Consider the following 17,610-nt stretch of genomic DNA (forward strand, 5'->3'; position numbering starts at 1 on the left):
GGATTCACTTGCCGCAAGGAAGCTGCGACAATCCGGCGCGTCGAGAGACGTGTGCTCGGGAAGCGGGTGAGAACCCCGCACTGCCCCCGCAACGGTAATTGCGTTAGAAAACATAGCGTTTTCTTCGACACCACCGGATGCGCCGTCAGGCCATCCAGCCACTGTGATCGCATGGACTGTCCTTCGAGGGAACTTCAAGGGAACGTCCATCGACATGGGAAGGCGTGCGTGTCGGATGACCAGGGTTCACCGCCTGGGTCATCGCGTGAGAGTCCGGAGACCGGCGCGTTTCTCTTCACTGGTTGATGCGGAGGGCTCATCCAGTGGCGGCTCCCCCTGCCCGGACTCCATGACGTCCGAGGCGGGCATCGTCACGTCCGTCCTCCCATTGCGTACACGAACAACCGGCAACGCCTGCCGCCATCCATTGGCGGGCGTATTGCCGATACGCGCTTGGGGATCCAACACATGCGTTTCAACAAAGATGCCATCGCCCGGGGTGTGGCGCTGGCAGCCACCTTTTCTAGCCTGGCCGTTCAGGCCGCCGACAGGCTCGACGACGTCCAGGTCACCGCCAATCGCCTGCCGCAATCACAGGCCGACGTGCTGGCCAGCACCACCATTATCGATCGCGACGAGATCGAACGCAGCCAGGCTGATAGCGTGGTCGAGCTGCTGCAGGGGCGTGCGGGGATCGAAGTCGTGCAGACCGGAACGCCAGGCGGTCTGACCACCCTGTTCATGCGCGGTAGCGAATCCGATCACACCCTGGTTCTCGTGGACGGCGTGCGTGTGACATCGGCAACGAATGGTGGCGCCAGCCTGGAGTTCCTACCGGTCGACGCCATCGAGCGCATCGAGGTCGTGCGCGGCCCGCGCGCCGCGACCTACGGCTCCGATGCCATCGGCGGCGTCATCCAGATATTCACTCGCAACGGCGGCGCGGGCACTCACGGCTCTCTCGACCTCAGGGCCGGGGAACACGGCACGTCCAGGCAGAGCGCGCACGTCTCCGCCGGTGACACCGACACGCGACTCAACGCGACGGTCTTCCATCGCGACAGCGACGGCTTCAATGCCACTTCCTCCGACACCAGCGGCGAGCGCGACGGGTTCCGCCGCGCGGGCGGACAGTTGGGACTGGCCCACAGATTCAGCGACCGTATCGATCTGAACCTGAGCGCCATGCGCGAGGACTTCGATGCCGACTACGACAACTGCTCCTACCCGGCTTCAGCCGACTGCCGGACCGAAGGCTATCTCCAGACCTTCGGGGCGCAGCTCGATGTCGCGCTCGAATCCGACTGGGACATGATCGTCACCGGCGGCCACTTCGACGAACAGCGCGACGAGCACTACGACGGCGTCCGCAACAGCCGTATCGAATCGCATCGCAACGAGCTTGGCCTCCAGCACCGCTTCACGCGCAGCAACGGCGTGGATTCCCTCGGCGTCGATTATCGCGAGGAAAGCGTCGACTACGACGACTACGCCGCTGGCTCGAGCTATCAGAAAGACAGCCGGGAGAACTACGGTATTTACGGCGCGATGCAGCGTCGTTTCGGAGATCATGAACTCACGGGATCGCTACGCTACGATGATGATTCACGCTTCGGCGACAAGACCACCGGCAACGCCGGCTACGCCTACCACCTGACGGCGGCCCAGCGCATCGGGCTGAGCTACGGCACCGCCTTCAAGGCGCCGAACCTGATCGACCTCTACGGCCCCTATGGCACCAATCCCGACCTGGACGCCGAGACGTCCAAGACGTGGGAAGCTTTCTGGGCGGTGGTCCAGCAGGCCTGGAATGCCCGCGTGACGGCGTTCGAAAGCCGTATCGACGACCTGATCACTTACGACAACGCCACTTTCATTCCCTATAACGTCAACGAATCCAGGATTCGTGGCGTCGAGCTGAGTGGCGGCTGGGAGCATGGCGGTCTTGATCTGCGCGCCAGTCTCACCTATCAGGACCCGGAGAACCGAGTGACTGGAGAGCGACTCCAGCGTCGCGCCCACGTCTTTGGTCGCCTGGATGCCGATTACACCGTGGCGGACTGGTCCTTCGGCGGCACCCTGAGATCTGCAGGCGACCGTCGCGACGTACAGTTCGATGCGCCCTACGGCCCTACCACCACCGCCGGCTACGGCGTGGTCGATCTGCGCACCGCCTGGCAGGTCACGCCGACCGTCGAGCTGTCGGCCAAGCTGGAGAATGCCTTCGACAAGGATTACCAACTGGTCGATGGCTACAACACCCAGGACCGATACCTCGAAGGCGGCGTGAAACTCAGTTTCTAACCGCTTTTCTCCTTCAGCGGCGCCGGCACCACGGCGCCGCTTCGTCCTCTTCCCTCTTCCCTCTTCCCTCTTCCCTCTTCCCTCTTCCCTCTTCCCTCTTTAAACAGTTTTTCCCCGACCGCGCGGAGTGATACTGTATATATAAACAGCATTTATAGGAGTCGCTGCCATGTCGTCTCCCTCTCGACCCGGCCCGCTGAAAGGCCGCGGCGCGACCTACAACCCCGACAACCGTTTCCAGCCGACACACAGCACCGTCGAGGACGACGGCTGGTGGCAGGAGGCGTTGCCGGAGCGCATCTCGACGCACGTGCAGTTCGAGGCGCCACGCTCGGCGCTTTCCTGGAATCAGTCGCCGGACCTGGGCTTCGACCGCTCTCTCAATCCCTATCGCGGCTGCGAGCATGGCTGCATCTACTGCTATGCCCGCCCCAGCCACGCCTATTGGGATCTGTCGCCCGGCATCGATTTCGAGACGCGCCTGATCGCCAAGACCGGCATGGCGGATCGATTGCGCGAGGAGCTGTGCAAACCGGGTTATGTCTGCCGGCCGATCAATCTCTCCGGCAACACTGACTGCTACCAGCCGATCGAGGCGCAGCACGGTACGACGCGTTCGCTGCTGGAGCTGCTGCTGGCGTGCCGCCATCCGGTCACGCTGGTGACCAAGAGCGCGCTGATTCTGCGCGATCGGGAACTGCTCGCCGAGATGGCGCGCGAGCGGCTGGTCCGGGTGTTCGTCAGCCTGACGTCGCTCGACAACGAGCTGAAACGCACCCTGGAGCCGCGCACCGCCTCTCCCGCGGCAAGGCTCAAGGTCATTCGGGAGCTGCATGAAGCCGGCGTGCCGGTGGGCGTGCTGGTGGCGCCGGTGATCCCCGCCATCAACGACAGCGAGATCGAAACGCTGCTGACGCGTGCAGCCGATGCCGGCGCCCGCACCGCCAGCTGGACGCTGTTGCGATTGCCGCGCGAGGTTTCGCCGCTGTTCGAAGCCTGGCTCGAGGAACACTACCCGGAGCGCGCGGGCAAGGTGATGAGCCTGATCCGCCAGTCCCGAGGCGGCCAGAACAACGACAGCCGCTTCGGTCATCGCATGACCGGCGACGGCTTGTTCGTGGACATGATCGGCCAGCGTTTCCGCCGGGCGGCCGCTCGCCTGGGGCTGGAACGGCGGGCCGACCTGGGTCTGGACTCCACGCGATTCCGTGCGCCTCATGCCCAGCAGGATCTGTTCGATTGACGCTTCCCGCCTGGCAGGCGCGGCCGGGCAGTACGTCCGCCATCGGCTATTCGATCCTTTCTTGATACAGGTCAAGCCGGAGGGTGGTCGAGCGGATAACTTGACTCGAGCAAGCCAAGTTCGTAATCCATCGCCCTCTGCGAGGTACGCGCCATGTTCAACTCACTGCTGGTCCCGATCGATGGATCGGAAGACTCCTACGCTGCGCTCAAGGTCGCCTGTCAACTGGCGGCCCCGGTTCAAGGCAAGATCCATGTATTGAACGTGCGCGATCCCTATCCGGATCTCTATCAGGGTGAAATGTTGACCGTCGCGGCCGCGATCAAGGCAGTTTCGGTGGAGCTCGCCGAAAAGGAGGGAGAAGCGATCATCGCGGAGGCGCTGAAAGAGATTACCTCCATGCCAGGCTACGAAAACGAGTTCGATACCCTGGTCAAGCAAGGCTCGCCAGCCGAGGTGATTATCGAGGAAGCCAAGCGACTCGAGGTGGATGCCATCATCATGGGTAGCCGAGGGCTTAGTGACATCAAAGGGTTGCTGGTCGGCAGCGTGTCGCACAAGGTCACTCATGTCGCCCATTGCATGGTCATCAGCATCCATCAGCGCCGTGCCGGGTAAAACCCATCTCCCCCTTCTGCTCTGCGACGTCGGGCGGCGACAACGCCAACAGCCCGACGTTTTGCAGACCGACACGAAATCCGCGGTATCCGGCGTTTGCCAGAAACAGTCGAAGGTCGGCTTCCATCAGCGTATTGCCTCTTGCTCGCCGGATGGTGGGGTATCGTCACGACGACCCGCCTTGAATTTGCGCCGCAGTTGTCTTTCGGTCTCCACCGCCAGCAGCAGCAACACGCCCACGGCCAGAATCGCCATCCCGTCGAGGAGCGGAATGGTGCGGGTCTCGAACACCGCCTGTATCGGTGGCAGCCAGTTCATGGCGGCCTGCGACGCCACGACGATGCCGATGGCCACCCAGAGTGCCCGGGTACCGCGCAGGATCCGCAGGCTGAAGGCCGAGTCGTGAATGCTGCGGATGAAGAACAGGTGGCTGATTTCCATCGCGATCAGGGTATTCATCGCCATGGTGCGCGCCAGAGCGATGTCGTGGCCCCGCTCGATGGCCCAGGCGTAGATACCGAACGTGCCCAGCAGAAAGAGCGCCGTCACCAGCCCGATATGCCATAGCCAGGCCAGCCCCAGCAGCGGCGCATCGGGCGAGCGTGGCGGACGCTGCATCGCGCCCGTCTCGCCGGACTCGAAGGCCAGGGCAAGACCCAGCGTGACGGTCGTGATCAGGTTGACCCAGAGAATCTGCACCGGCGTGACCGGCAATACCATGCCAAACAGCAGCGCCGTCACGATGGTGACGGCCTCGCCCGCATCGGTCGGCAAGGTCCAGGCGATCACCCGTACGATCTTGTCGTAGACGTTGCGGCCTTCACGCACCGCCGCCACGATAGAGGCAAAGTTGTCGTCGGCCAGCACGATATCGGCCGCCTCCCGCGCCGCTTCGCTGCCCTTGCGCCCCATGGCGATGCCGACATCGGCACGCTTGAGCGCCGGGGCATCGTTGACGCCGTCGCCGGTCATCGCCACGGTCATGCCTCGCGCCTGCAGCGCCATGACCAGCCGCAGCTTGTGCTCGGGGTTGGTGCGGGCAAAGACATCCGTTTCCATTGCCGCCGCGCTGAGCTCGTCGTCGCTCATCGCCTCCAGTTCGGCACCGGTGATGACCCGCCGGGTGCGCTCCAGCCCGATCATCTGCCCAATGGCCGCCGCCGTGGCAGCGTGATCGCCGGTGATCATGCGCACACCGATCCCCGCACGCCGGCATTCGGCAATGGCGGCCACGGCTTCCGGGCGCGGCGGGTCCATCATGGCGACCAGCCCCAGCAGAATGATGCCGCCTTCCACATCGGCGCGGGAAAGCACGGTCTGCGAGACCGGCACCCTGCGCGTCGCCAGGGCAAGCACTCGCAGGCCACGGCTAGCCAACTGTTCGACCTGCGCATGCCACCAGGCGTGGTCCAGTATCGCCTCTCCGCCATCGGCGGTGCGAACTCGGCTGCACATCGCCAGCACCCGCTCCGGGGCGCCCTTGATGAACAGGCGGGCGTGACGCTCGTGATCGTGGTGCAGGGTCGCCATGTAGCGGTGCTCGGCATCGAACGGCAATACGTCGGTGCGTACCCAGCACCGCTGTGCGTCGGGGCGACTCATCCCCATTCGTGCGGCCAGGGTCAGCAGCGCGCCCTCCATCGGATCACCCTCGACCCGCCAGATACCGTCGCTGTGCTGCAGCGCGGCGTCGTTGCACAGTACCGCGACCCACGCCAATTCCTGCAGCCGCAGGCTGGCTCGGAGATCCATCGGCGTAACCCCCCGGATCTCGCCATCCGGCCCGTACCCCACGCCGTCGATGCTGAAGCGCTCGTCCACGGTCACAAGCTCGGTGGCCACCATTTCGTTGCGCGTCAGCGTGCCGGTCTTGTCCGTGCAGATGACGGAGACACTGCTCAGCGTCTCGATCGCCGGCAGATGACGTATCAGGGCATTGCGCCGCGCCATCGCCTGGGCTCCCAGTGCCAGCGTGATGGTCAGTACCGCCGGCAGCCCTTCCGGAATCGCCGCCACCGACAGCCCCACGACAGCGGTGAACAGCTCGCCGAAGGGGTAATCCCAGAGGAAGTGGCCCAGCGCCATCACGGCAGCCGCCAGCACCAGAATGATCAGCGTCAGCCAGCGGGCAAAGCTATTCATCTGCCTGACCAGCGGCGTGGTCCTGGGCGTGACATGGGCCAGCAGCCGGCTGATCCGGCCCATCTCGGTGGCGATACCCGTCGCCACCACGACGCCCATCCCCTGACCGCCGACCACCAGCGTGCCACCGAAGGCCATGCAGCCGCGTTCGGCCAGCTCCGCCCAGACGGGAACCGGGTCGGTATGTTTTTCCACCGCCGTCGATTCGCCGGTGAGCATCGATTCCTGAATGCTCAGCCCATGACTTTGCAGCAGCCGCAGATCGGCAGGGATCCGATCCCCGGCTTCCAGCAGCACGATGTCCCCGGGCACCAGGGTCTCGACTTTCACCCGGCACCGCCCGCCGTCACGCAGCACCGTCGCGTACGGTGCCAGCAGCTCCTGGATGGCGGCCAGCGCCCGCTCGGCACGATGCTCCTGAATCAGGCCGATGACAGCATTGATGACGACGACGGCAAGGATGACCGCCGTATCCACGACATGGCCGAGCAGGGTCGTGATCAGCGCCGACCCCAGCAGCACGTAGATCAATACGTTGTGGAACTGGGAAAGGAACTGCCTGGTCAGGCTGCGCTTCGGGGGCGCCGGCAACCGGTTTGCCCCGTCGCTGCGCAGACGGACAGCTGCCTGGTCGCTGCTCAATCCGGTCATGGCCGAATCCAGCTCGCTCAACACCCTGTCCGTGGCCAGGGTATGCCACTGTCTGGGCTCCATCACTGCATCTCCCGAAGGGCCGACCCTCGGGTCGGATACCCGGGATTCAGGCATGATCGCGCGGGTGCGATCATTGCCGCTCAGCCTATCCCCGGCCATTCGATACTTTCTTGATGCCGGTCAAATCTGCCCGCCGACCAGTCCGATAACCTCGCCATACACAGTCGACATCCCATTGCCAACCGCGAGGTAGAAGCCATGTTCAGGTCACTGCTGGTTCCCGTCGATGGTTCCGACTACGCCCAGGCTGCGCTACGAGTCGCCTGTCGACTGGCCGAACCGGCCCAGGGCACGATCCATCTGCTGACCGTGATCGAGCCCTTCGAACCGATGCAATACGGCGGCGACTATCGGGTGCAGCAGATCGTGAGGGAAGCCGTCAACGACAACGCCGAAAAGGAAGGGCGCGCCATTCTCGATGGTGCCGTGGCGCTCATGCCGGACGGCGCGCCGAAAGACGGCGTACGGACCCTGCTGCGTCTGGGCTCCCCGGCGGAGGTCATCATCGAGGAAGCCGAGCGACTCGGTGTCGACGCCATCGTCATGGGCAGCCGGGGACTCAGTGACATCAAAGGCTTGCTGGTCGGCAGCGTCTCGCACAAGGTCAGTCATGTCGCCGGGTGCACGGTCATCAGCGTTCATGGCCAGCCGCACACAGGCGCATGAAACATCCGTTCCCCTTTGCCATCCTGCGCTGGCTGGTCATCGGCACCGCCCTCCTCCTCGCTGGCGTCACGCTCTGGTATTGGCTCCAGCCCGAGATGCTGGACGATGCCTTCGCCCGCGGTAACGGCCGCATCGAAGCGACGGAGATCGACGTCGCCACCAAGCTCGCAGGACGGGTGGCGGAGATCCTGGTCAACGAGGGCGACTTCGTCGAACCGGATCAGGTGGTGGCGCGCATGGATACCCGAAGTCTGGAAGCCGAGCGACGCCAGGCCGAGGCCGAGCTGCAGCGCAGCCGCAACGCCTTGCAGACCGCCCGTGCCGGCGTGGCCCAGAACGAGAGTCACCAGGCAGCCGCCGAAGCGACGGTGCATCAGCGTGAAGCCGAGCTCGACGCCGCCCGCAAACGCTTCGAGCGCTCCAGCGCGCTGCTTCAGCGCCACGTGATCTCGTATCAGCAAGTGGACGACGACCGTGCGACGATGCAGAGCGCCCGCGCTGCGCTGTCGGCCTCCCAGGCGGAGGTGGCGGCGGCCCGGGCCAGCGTGGCAGCGGCCCGCTCCCAGGTGATCGAAGCCCAGTCGGCAATCGACGCGGCCCAGGCCAACGTCGAGCGCGTCCAGTCGGAGATCGAGGACAGTCTGCTGCGCTCCGACCGGCTGGCCCGGGTGCAATATCGCGTGAGCGAACCCGGCGAAGTGCTGGCGGCCGGCGGCAAGGTGCTCAACCTGATCGACCTCACCGACGTCTACATGACGTTCTTTCTGCCCACCAGCCAGGCCGGGCGGGTCGCACTGGGCGATGACGCCCATCTAATCCTGGATGCGCTGCCCGACTACGTGCTGCCGGCCCGGATCAGCTTCGTCTCCAGCGAAGCGCAGTTCACCCCCAAGACGGTGGAGACCGAAAGCGAACGGGAAAAGCTGATGTTCCGCATCCGCGCCCGTATCGATTCCGACCTACTGCGCGAACACATCCGCCAAGTGAAGACGGGGTTGCCCGGCGAAGCCTACCTGAAGCTGGACCCGGCGGCCGCCTGGCCGGAAGCACTGCGCGTGAACGTCTCCCGATGAGCGCCGATACGGTCGCGGCGCTGTCTGGGGTCACCCTGCGTTACGGCAAGCGCACGGCCCTCGAGGCGCTGACGCTCGACATTCCCGCCCGCCGCATGGTGGGCCTGATCGGCCCGGACGGCGTCGGCAAGTCCAGCCTGCTGGCGCTGATCGCCGGGGCCAGGCGGATCCAGTCGGGGCAGGTCCAGGTGCTCGGCGCGAACATGGCCAGCGCCACCCAGCGCCGCGTGACCGGCCCGCGCATCGCCTACATGCCCCAGGGGCTGGGCAGGAATCTCTACCCCACGCTCAGCGTGCGCGAGAACCTCGAGTTCTTCGCCCGGCTGTTCGGCCAGGATGCCGAGGAGCGCGAGCGGCGTATCCACGACCTGACGACCAGCACCGGGCTGGAGAGATTCACCGAGCGCCCGGCGGGCAAGCTCTCCGGCGGCATGAAGCAGAAGCTGGGGCTCTGCTGTGCGCTGATCCACGATCCCGACCTGCTGATCCTCGACGAGCCCACCACCGGGGTCGATCCGCTGTCGCGCAGCCAGTTCTGGGAATTGATCGCCCGGATACGCCACCAGCAGGCCCGGATGAGCGTGATCGTCGCCACCGCGTACATGGACGAGGCCTCGGCCTTCGACTGGCTGATCGCGATGGACGCCGGCAAGGTGCTAGACCAGGGCGCGCCCGCGACGCTGCTCGAACGGACAGGATGCGATTCGCTGGAGGCCGCCTTCATCCAGCTGTTGCCTGCGGAGAAGCGGTCGGGACATACCAATCTCGAGATCCCGCCCCGCAAGGCCCACGACGAGGTGGCGATCGAAGCGCACGGTCTGACCAAGCGCTTCGGTGACTTCACCGCCGTGGATCATGTGGACTTCCGCATCGAGCGCGGGGAGATCTTCGGCTTCCTGGGTTCCAACGGTTGCGGAAAGACCACCACCATGAAGATGCTGACGGGCCTTTTGCCCTTCGACGAGGGGCAGGCGCGGCTGTTCGGACAGCCGGTCGCCCCCGAGCATATCGAAACCCGGCGTCGGGTCGGCTACATGTCGCAGGCGTTCTCGCTCTACAACGAGCTGACGGTGCGCCAGAACATCGACCTGCACGCGCGGCTGTTTCGCCTTCCGCCACAGCGACACGCCACCCGTCGCCGGCAACTGCTGGAACAGTTCGAGCTGCAGAGTGTCGAGGGGCAACTGCCGGGCAGCCTGCCTCTAGGTATCCGCCAGCGTCTCTCCCTGGCCGTGGCCATGCTGCACGAGCCGGAAATCCTGATTCTCGACGAGCCCACTTCCGGGGTCGATCCGGTGGCCCGCGATCGCTTCTGGGAACTGCTGGTGCGGATGTCGCGCGAAGATGGCGTCACGATCTTCATCTCCACCCATTTCATGAACGAAGCGCAGCGCTGCGACCGCATTTCGTTAATGCACGCCGGCCAGGTACTCGACAGCGGCGCCCCCCGGGCGTTGATGGCCAGGCGCGGGCACGACAACCTGGAACAGACCTTCATCGACTATCTCAAGGACGCCAGCGAGGCGGCGGCTCCCCCCGGTGGCGAACGAGAGCATCACCGTCGCAGCCGCAGCGGCAAAGGGCGCTCCCCCTCGTTTCAGCTGGCGCCGACTGTCGAGCTACGCCCGGCGCGAGAGCATGGAATTGCGGCGCGACCCGATCCGCGCCACCCTGGCCCTGGCAGGCACCCTGATTCTGATGTTCATCATGGGGTACGGCATCAACATGGATGTCGAGGACCTCTCCTTTGCGGTGCTCGATCGCGACCGGACCACCACCAGCGACAACTACGTCCTCAACCTTTCGGGCTCGCGCTATTTCAAGGAGAAGGCGCCCCTGCAGAGCTACGAAGAGATGGACGAGCGCCTGCGCCGAGGTGAGATCAGCCTCGCGGTGGAGATTCCGCCCGGGTTCGGACGCGATCTCAAGCGTGGCGCCTCGCCCCAGGTCGCATTCTGGGTCGATGGGGCGATGCCGAGCCGGGCCCAGACCATCATCGGTTATGTGCAGGGAATCCATGCCACCTATCTGCAGCAACTGGCCCAGGCCTCCGGCAACGACGACAGCCGGCCGGTCGAGGTCGCTCTGCGCTACCGCTACAACCCGGACGTGCGAAGCCTGCCGGCGATGGTGCCGGCGATGATTCCGCTGCTACTGATGATGATCCCGGCCATGCTCACCGCTCTTGGCGTCGTCCGGGAGAAGGAGCTGGGTTCGATCACCAACTTCTACGTCACCCCGGTCACCCGCCTGGAGTTCCTGCTCGGCAAGCAGCTGCCTTACGTGGTCATGGGAATGCTCAACTTCTTCCTGCTGGTACTGCTCTCGGTCTTCGTCTTCGGCGTGCCGCTCAAGGGCAGCCTGCCGATGCTCAGCGTGGCGGCCCTGCTCTACGTGTTCTGCGCCACCGGCTTCGGATTGCTGGTTTCGGCTCTGTTCAACAGCCAGATTGCCGCCGTGTTTGGCACGGCCATCGGCACCGTCGTCCCGGCGATCCAGTTTTCGGGCCTGCTGTATCCCGTCTCCGCCCTGGAAGGCGCTTCCGCGGTCATCGGTCATCTCTACCCGACCAGTCACTTCCTCATCATCACTCGCGGCATTTTCTCCAAGGCGCTCGGCGCCGCCGAGCTATGGCCGAGTTTCCTGGCGCTGCTGATCACGTCTCCGCTGCTGTTGCTGGCCAGCGTGGCCGGCCTGAAGAAGCAGGAAAAGTGAGTTGAGTACGCTATCGAACATCCTGCAACTGGGCATCAAGGAGCTGCGCACTTTGGCACGCGACCCGGCGATGCTCCTGCTGATCCTCTACACCTTCACGCTGAGCGTCTACTCCAGCGCCAACGGCATTCCGGAAACGCCCCATCGGGCCAGTATCGCGGTGGTCGACGAGGATCGCTCGCCCATCACGCAACGCATCATCGACGCCTTCCAGGCACCCTACTTCCTCGAACCGGTGCTGACCGACCATGCCGACATGGACATCGGCATGGACAAGGGGCGCTATACCTTCACCCTCGACTTTCCGCCCGACTTCCAGCAGGACCTGCTACGCGGCCGGCAGCCCTCGATCCAGTTGAATGTCGATGCCACCCAGATCAGCCAGGCCTTCACCGGCGCCGGACACATCCAGCAGATCATCGACGACGAGGTCGCGTCATTCCTGCAGCATAGCGACATGCCATCGGCACAGCCCGTGCAGGCGGTGATCCGCACGAGATACAACCCCAATCTCACCCAATCCTGGTTCGGCGCCGTCAACGAGGTCATCAACCAGATCACCATGCTGTCGATCATCCTGACCGGCGCGGCGCTCATTCGCGAACGCGAACACGGCACCATCGAGCATTTGCTGGTAATGCCGGTGACCCCGTTCGAGATCATGGCGGCCAAGGTCTGGTCGATGGGACTGGTGGTGCTGGTGGCCGCCCTCCTGTCGCTGCGCTTCGTCGTCGGTGACTGGCTGGGTGTACCGCTTCAAGGCTCGATGACGCTATTTCTGGTCGGCGCGATACTGCACCTGTTCGCCACCACCTCGATGGGCATCTTCTTCGGTACCGTCTCCCGCTCGATGCCGCAGCTGGGATTGCTGATCATCCTGACGCTGATTCCGCTGCGGGTTCTGTCAGGCGGGATGACCCCGCGGGAGAGCATGCCGGAGGTGGTGCAGAATCTCATGCTGCTGACGCCGAACACCCACTTCGTGGAGTTCGGGCAGAACATCCTGTTCCGTGATGCCGGCCTGGAAACCGTCTGGCCACAACTCCTGGCGCTGTCCCTGATCGGCACGGCCTTTTTCCTCGTCGCCCTGCTCCGGTTGCGCCGTTCGCTTGCCTGAGACCACGAAAAAAAGCCGCATCGCCTGCTCGACGATGCGGCAATCCTGCGCTCTCTAGAGCTTCCTGCTCATTCCGCCTTCACTGTGATCTTCTTGGCCGGGGCGATCTCCGCCTTCGGCACGTGAATGGTCAACATGCCGTCCTTGCCCTTGGCGCTGATTCGCTCCTCGATGACATCGGATGGCAGCGAGAAACTGCGCGAAAAGCGACCAAAGCTGGTTTCGATCAGATGGCGTTTGGTGTCCTTACTCTCTTTCGTGTCGTGCCGCTCGCCCCTGAGCGTCAGCACGTTATTCTGCACGGTGATCTCGACATCCTTGCTGTCGATCCCCGCCAGTTCCGCCGTAATGAGGTACTCCTTTTCCGTCTCGCTGATATTCACCGTCGGTGCCCAGACATCGCGGGATGTCGCCGGACGATTGCGGTTGTAGCGATCGAAGAAGGCTTCCATTTCGTTGAAAGGATTCCAGGTGGTGAGTTCCATGGCTTGTGCGCTCCCTGTTCAAGACGATGACAATGGCCGAAGCCGGATATCAGTGTGTACCGCTGCACGAATTCGAGCTTGACCTGGGTCAAGGTTCTCGAAGAAAGCGAGCCGATCGCTTCGCCTGTGACACCTTCCGCGAACGATAAATACCGCAAATAATTGATATTCATCAGTAAAAAAATTGCTTCAAACCCACCGCTCCCTATCGACCTATTCAAGCTTGATCTGAATCAAGTCACTGGCTGGAATCCGGCGGATACTGATTTCGTCACCATGGTCATTACCGGATAGCGTCCACCAGACGAAGGAGACAGTCATGTCCACGATGAAAGCCGCCATCTATGTCGAGCCCGGTCGCATCGAGCTGACCGAAAAGCCGATACCCCCCATCGGCCCCAATGACGCTTTACTGCGCATCACGACCACCACCATCTGCGGTACCGACGTGCACATCATGAAGGGCGAATATCCGGTCAAGCCCGGACTGACCATCGGCCATGAGCCGGTAGGCACCATCGTGGAGCTGGGCGACAACGTGCATGGCTATCACGTGGGGCAGCGGGTGATCGCCGGCGCGATCTGCCCCGGCTTCACCTCCTACGCCTGCCAGGGCGGCCATCCGGCGCAGGATGGTGGCTGCCAGGGCCACGGCTACAAGCCGATGGGCGGCTGGCGTTTCGGCAATACCATCGACGGGGTGCAGGCCGAGTACGCGCTGGTGCCCGATGCCCAGGCCAATCTGGCCCCGATTCCGGACGGGCTCAGCGACGAACAGGTGCTGATGTGTCCCGACATCATGTCGACCGGCTTCGTCGGGGCCGAAAGCGCCAATATCGGCATCGGGGATACCGTCGCGATCTTCGCCCAGGGCCCGATCGGACTCTGCGCTACTGCCGGCGCCCGGCTGCGCGGCGCCAGCTGCATCATCGTCGTCGACGGTATCGATCAGCGGCTGGATATCTCTCGCCACATGGGCGCCGACATCACCCTGAACTTCCACCAGGTCGATATCATCAGCGAAATCCTTCGCCTGACCGGCGGTCGTGGCGTCGATGCCGCCATCGAGGCGCTGGGCACCCAGACCACCTTCGAGGCCGCCCTGCGGGTGCTCAAGCCCGGCGGCACGCTCTCCAGTCTCGGCGTCTATTCCGGGGATCTGACCATTCCGCTCGACGCCTTCTGCGCCGGTCTCGGCGATCATCGCATCGTCACGTCCCTGTGCCCGGGCGGGAAGGAGCGCATGCGCCGGCTGCTCGACGTCGTCAAGGCTGGCCGGATCGATACCGCCTCGCTGGTCACCCACCGCTATGCCCTGGACGACATCGTCGAGGCCTACGACCTGTTCGCGCACCAGCGTGACGGGGTGTTGAAGGTCGCCATCACGCCATGACGGTCGGCCCGGCTCTATCGCAACGCCCTATCGCAACGCCATCAAGCGATGAGCCGGGCATTTCATCGCTTCTTTTCTATCCGAATTCCCTAGGTTTTGTCTGAAGAGTCGTCGAGCGAAGGTCAGACAAGGCAAAAATCGGTGAAAAGACGGAGTTTACGCGGTGTAAATGAGTACTTTGAGCCGATTTTTAACGCCGTATGGCCGAGCGCAGGCAGTTTTCAGACAAAGCCTAGCCGCCCTGCCACAGTACCCGGGGTTCTTCGAGGATACTGATCAGGTCGATGGGTGCAGGACGCAGCCGCACGGTAAAATCGGTCACCGGCCGGTGACTGGTGATTCGGGTTTCGTAGATCGCCTCGCCGCTGCGAGGAAAGTCCACGTTCTGGATCATCGGCTGACAAATAGCGGCTCTTCCACTGACGCCATCGGCATAGAGTTCGACCAGAAGCGCCTCCGGAGAGAGCTCGCCCAGCCGGACACGCGCCCGGAATCGATGCTGATGGCCATCGCTTTCCGTCTCCACCGATTCGAAGGCGACTTCCGGCCAGTGCCGATCCAGCTGTCGGCGACGATTCACGATCCGGTGTCCCCGGGCACCGTCATCGGCTGCCCGGCCACGCCAGGCCTCGGCCAGGGGAATGTAGTACCGCTCGACATACTGGGGAAGCGATCGGTTGGTGGAATACAGCGGCGTCAGCCGTGCCATGCTCTCGCGCATGCGTGCCACCCAGTCCACCGGGACGTCCGCTTCGTCGCGGGTATAGAAGGCGGGCAGCACCTCGTGCTCGAGCAGGTGATAAAGCGCTTCGGCCTCCTGAGCATCGTAGCCGGGGTCGTCCGTGTGCTCGCGGCCGTCGCCCAGCGCCCATCCCACCTCGGGGGCGTACGCCTCGGCCCACCAGCCATCCAGCTCGGAGAGATTGAGGCCACCGTTGACCAGCACCTTCATGCCGCTGGTGCCACAGGCCTCCCACGGTCGCCGCGGGGTGTTGAGCCACACGTCGACGCCCTGCACCAGCTGTTCGGTCAGCTGCATGTTGTAATCGGCCAGGAACACCACCCGATGGCCGACATTCTCCTCCCGAATGAACCGCACCCACTGCTGGATCAGCGCCTGCCCCGTCCTGTCCGCCGGATGTGCCTTGCCGGCCAGCACCAGTTGCATCGGGCGTTCGGGGTGGGTCAGCAACGCCTTCAGGCGCTGCGGATCGTGAAGCAGCAGGTTGGGGCGCTTGTAGGTCGCAAAGCGTCGGGCGAAGCCCAGTATCATGATCCGCGGTTCGAACACCTGCCGGGCGCTCTCGATGGCCTCCGGCGTTGCGCCAGCCGTCGCCAGCTGGTGTGCCAGGCGCTCACGAAGCTGCTCGACGAGCTCCCGGTTGGCCTCGGTCCGAAACTGCCACAGGGTGGCATCATCGAGGTGACGGATGCTCATCGCCAGCGGCTCGCTGCACCCCAGCCAGCGCTCCTTGCCGCAGGCTCGGGTCCAGAGCGCGTCGGCCGGCGCCGAATCCCAGCTCGGCATGTGGACGCCATTGGTGACGTGAGCGATGGGCAGCTCCGGCGTCGGCCAACGGGGAAACAGTGGCTGGAAAATGTGACGGCTGACCCTGGCATGCAGCTGGCTGACACCATTGATGAAGCCGCTGCCCCGGCAGGCAAGCCACGCCATGTTGAAGGGCTCGTCATCCTCCCCCGAGCGGCTACGCCCCAGCGCAAGCAGCTCGGCCAGCGGAATCTTCAATTTCTCTTCGGCGTAGTGCTGCAGGTACTGCGCGATCAGCGCGGGGGAAAACCGGTCGAAACCGGCGGCGACCGCGGTATGAGTGGTGAAGAGATTGCCGGCACGGGTGATGGTTAACGCGGTCTCGAAGTCGGTGCCGGTGCGCTGCATGTAGCTGCGCGCCCGCTCCAGCACGACCAGCGCCGCATGGCCCTCGTTGAGATGACAGACCTGCGGATGCAGATCGAGGGCTTCGAGCAAGCGCCAACCGCCGATGCCCAGCACCATCTCCTGCTTGAGCCGGAGCTCGGCATCGCCGCCATAGAGTTCGCTGGTGATGCCGCGGTGGGCGGGATAATTGGCGGTGTCGTTGCTGTCCAGCAGGTAGAGCGTCACCCGCCCGATGCGGGCCTGCCAGGCCCGTAGCCATACCGAGTAGCCAGGCAGCACGATCTGCAGGCGCAGCCATTCGCCATTCACCGTCCGCAGCGGCGTGATGGGCAGCTGCCCGGGGTCGTTGTAGGGATACAGCGCGTGTTGATTCCCGTCGCTGTCGATCAGTTGGCGGAAATAGCCCTGCTGGTAGAGCAGGCCGATACCGATGATGGGAACACCAAGATCACTCGCTGCCTTGAGATGATCGCCGGCCACGTTGCCCAACCCGCCGGAATAGATCGGCAGCGCTTCGCTGACCATGAACTCCATGCTGAAGTAGGCCACGGCGGTGAAAGGCGCCCTGGGGTGACTCTGCTCGAACCAGCTGGGAAGACCGTGCTGCTCGCGATCGCGGCGTGCCAGCTGCTCCAGTCGGTTTCGAAATTCCGGATCGGCCAGCGTCCGGGCGAGCTTCTCGCGCGATACCGCCTGCAGCACCGCCCAGGGGTTGTGTGTCAGGTTCCAGAGGGTGGTATCCAGCTCCCGCCAGATCCTGTCGGTGGCATGCTTCCACGTCCCGCTCAGATCCAGTGCCAGCTCGACCAAGGTATCGAAGCCCTCGATGGCCGCCCCAGGCAGTTCGTACGGTGATGTCACGGTGCATGCTCCTTCACTGCCGAACCGATATGCTCGATACGGAACGCCGCCATTGTCGGGTCGATGGTCGCCCCGGAGGATGTGGATAGCCACCTGTCGGAAGGTATACCGCTGTTCGGTGCCACGGCTTGACCGGGATCAATTCCGCGCGCTGCCGGCGGGTGTAAAAGGCAGGCCGAGAGATGAACGATGATGACGAACAAAGCGCCTGATCGAACAACGAGCACTCCGTAACCGCTCGGCTTACCGAATGTAAAGAAACCCCGCTCGCGGCGACAGCCTGCTTACATCATCACTGTTGAACTCCCCGCCTTTTCTCGTTCTACTACTTCTCGCTCTACTACCGCCGTTATGCATCATGTTCGTGCAAGCCGTTGTTCCC

Annotated in this window: 11 protein-coding genes, 1 pseudogene and 1 riboswitch; of the genes and pseudogenes, 9 read left to right on the plus strand and 3 right to left on the minus strand. The window is 64.0% G+C overall.

Annotated elements, in window-relative coordinates; genetic code table 11:
• Window positions 1-32: 32 nt before the first annotated feature.
• A riboswitch (cobalamin riboswitch) is annotated at window positions 33-303 on the plus strand.
• Between the two features lie 165 nt (window positions 304-468).
• From ACWHY3_RS11285 to ACWHY3_RS11295, 3 genes are all read left to right on the plus strand, one after another.
• Window positions 469-2,304 (plus strand): TonB-dependent receptor domain-containing protein, encoded by a 1,836-nt coding sequence (locus ACWHY3_RS11285; protein WP_448126580.1) that lies wholly within the window; start codon window positions 469-471, stop codon window positions 2,302-2,304.
• 169 nt (window positions 2,305-2,473) lie between these two features.
• Complete coding sequence (locus tag ACWHY3_RS11290; protein ID WP_087719016.1) at window positions 2,474-3,547, plus strand: PA0069 family radical SAM protein; 1,074 nt, start codon at window positions 2,474-2,476, stop codon at window positions 3,545-3,547.
• A gap of 153 nt (window positions 3,548-3,700) precedes the next feature.
• A complete protein-coding gene (locus ACWHY3_RS11295) occupies window positions 3,701-4,165 on the plus strand; it encodes a universal stress protein (protein WP_332779380.1) in 465 nt (154 codons plus the stop codon).
• A 126-nt stretch (window positions 4,166-4,291) separates the two neighbouring features.
• On the opposite strand, the gene ACWHY3_RS11300 is transcribed toward ACWHY3_RS11295, so the two are convergent.
• The gene (locus ACWHY3_RS11300; protein WP_448126581.1) at window positions 4,292-7,021 is read right to left on the minus strand and encodes a cation-translocating P-type ATPase; all 2,730 of its coding nucleotides are present in this window, start codon (window positions 7,019-7,021) and stop codon (window positions 4,292-4,294) included.
• A 198-nt stretch (window positions 7,022-7,219) separates the two neighbouring features.
• Here ACWHY3_RS11300 and ACWHY3_RS11305 point away from each other — a divergent pair, with 198 nt between their 5' ends.
• The 5 genes and pseudogenes from ACWHY3_RS11305 to ACWHY3_RS11325 all read left to right on the plus strand — a co-directional run bounded on the left by ACWHY3_RS11305 (window position 7,220) and on the right by ACWHY3_RS11325 (window position 12,592).
• On the plus strand, window positions 7,220-7,687 hold the full coding sequence (locus ACWHY3_RS11305; protein ID WP_087719013.1) for a universal stress protein: 468 nt from the start codon (window positions 7,220-7,222) through the stop codon (window positions 7,685-7,687).
• On the plus strand, window positions 7,684-8,760 hold the full coding sequence (locus ACWHY3_RS11310; RefSeq protein WP_448126582.1) for an HlyD family secretion protein: 1,077 nt from the start codon (window positions 7,684-7,686) through the stop codon (window positions 8,758-8,760). The genes ACWHY3_RS11305 and ACWHY3_RS11310 overlap by 4 nt, the downstream gene beginning before the upstream one ends.
• A 95-nt stretch (window positions 8,761-8,855) precedes the next feature.
• Window positions 8,856-10,073 (plus strand): annotated as a pseudogene (locus tag ACWHY3_RS11315) (ATP-binding cassette domain-containing protein); the annotation flags it as partial.
• A 412-nt stretch (window positions 10,074-10,485) separates the two neighbouring features.
• Window positions 10,486-11,475: an ABC transporter permease gene (locus ACWHY3_RS11320; RefSeq protein WP_448126583.1), complete on the plus strand. Its 990-nt coding sequence runs from the start codon at window positions 10,486-10,488 to the stop codon at window positions 11,473-11,475.
• A gap of 1 nt (window position 11,476) precedes the next feature.
• Entirely contained in the window at window positions 11,477-12,592 is a 1,116-nt protein-coding gene (locus tag ACWHY3_RS11325) for an ABC transporter permease (protein WP_448126584.1), read from the plus strand.
• A 68-nt stretch (window positions 12,593-12,660) separates the two neighbouring features.
• Here ACWHY3_RS11325 and ACWHY3_RS11330 read toward each other — a convergent pair whose 3' ends face one another.
• Complete coding sequence (locus ACWHY3_RS11330) at window positions 12,661-13,077, minus strand: Hsp20/alpha crystallin family protein (protein WP_087719009.1); 417 nt, start codon at window positions 13,075-13,077, stop codon at window positions 12,661-12,663.
• Window positions 13,078-13,396: 319 nt separating this feature from the next.
• On the opposite strand from ACWHY3_RS11330, the gene ACWHY3_RS11335 reads away from it, so the two are divergent.
• Window positions 13,397-14,470, plus strand: a complete 1,074-nt coding sequence (locus ACWHY3_RS11335) for an NAD(P)-dependent alcohol dehydrogenase (protein WP_087719008.1) — start codon at window positions 13,397-13,399, stop codon at window positions 14,468-14,470.
• Window positions 14,471-14,702: 232 nt separating this feature from the next.
• On the opposite strand, the gene glgP is transcribed toward ACWHY3_RS11335, so the two are convergent.
• Window positions 14,703-17,228, minus strand: a complete 2,526-nt coding sequence (gene glgP / locus ACWHY3_RS11340; protein WP_448126585.1) for an alpha-glucan family phosphorylase — start codon at window positions 17,226-17,228, stop codon at window positions 14,703-14,705.
• Window positions 17,229-17,610 lie beyond the last annotated feature (382 nt).

This window comes from Salinicola sp. NYA28a (assembly GCF_976982775.1).

Excerpts from the sequence above, each read along its gene's own strand:
- ACWHY3_RS11285 (WP_448126580.1), top strand. The coding sequence starts at position 469 with ATGCGTTTCAACAAAGATGCCATCGCCCGGGGTGTGGCGCTGGCAGCC.
- ACWHY3_RS11290 (WP_087719016.1), top strand. The coding sequence starts at position 2,474 with ATGTCGTCTCCCTCTCGACCCGGCCCGCTGAAAGGCCGCGGCGCGACC.
- ACWHY3_RS11295 (WP_332779380.1), top strand. The coding sequence starts at position 3,701 with ATGTTCAACTCACTGCTGGTCCCGATCGATGGATCGGAAGACTCCTAC.
- ACWHY3_RS11300 (WP_448126581.1), bottom strand. The coding sequence starts at position 7,021 with ATGGAGCCCAGACAGTGGCATACCCTGGCCACGGACAGGGTGTTGAGC.
- ACWHY3_RS11305 (WP_087719013.1), top strand. The coding sequence starts at position 7,220 with ATGTTCAGGTCACTGCTGGTTCCCGTCGATGGTTCCGACTACGCCCAG.
- ACWHY3_RS11310 (WP_448126582.1), top strand. The coding sequence starts at position 7,684 with ATGAAACATCCGTTCCCCTTTGCCATCCTGCGCTGGCTGGTCATCGGC.
- ACWHY3_RS11320 (WP_448126583.1), top strand. The coding sequence starts at position 10,486 with ATGGATGTCGAGGACCTCTCCTTTGCGGTGCTCGATCGCGACCGGACC.
- ACWHY3_RS11330 (WP_087719009.1), bottom strand. The coding sequence starts at position 13,077 with ATGGAACTCACCACCTGGAATCCTTTCAACGAAATGGAAGCCTTCTTC.
- ACWHY3_RS11335 (WP_087719008.1), top strand. The coding sequence starts at position 13,397 with ATGTCCACGATGAAAGCCGCCATCTATGTCGAGCCCGGTCGCATCGAG.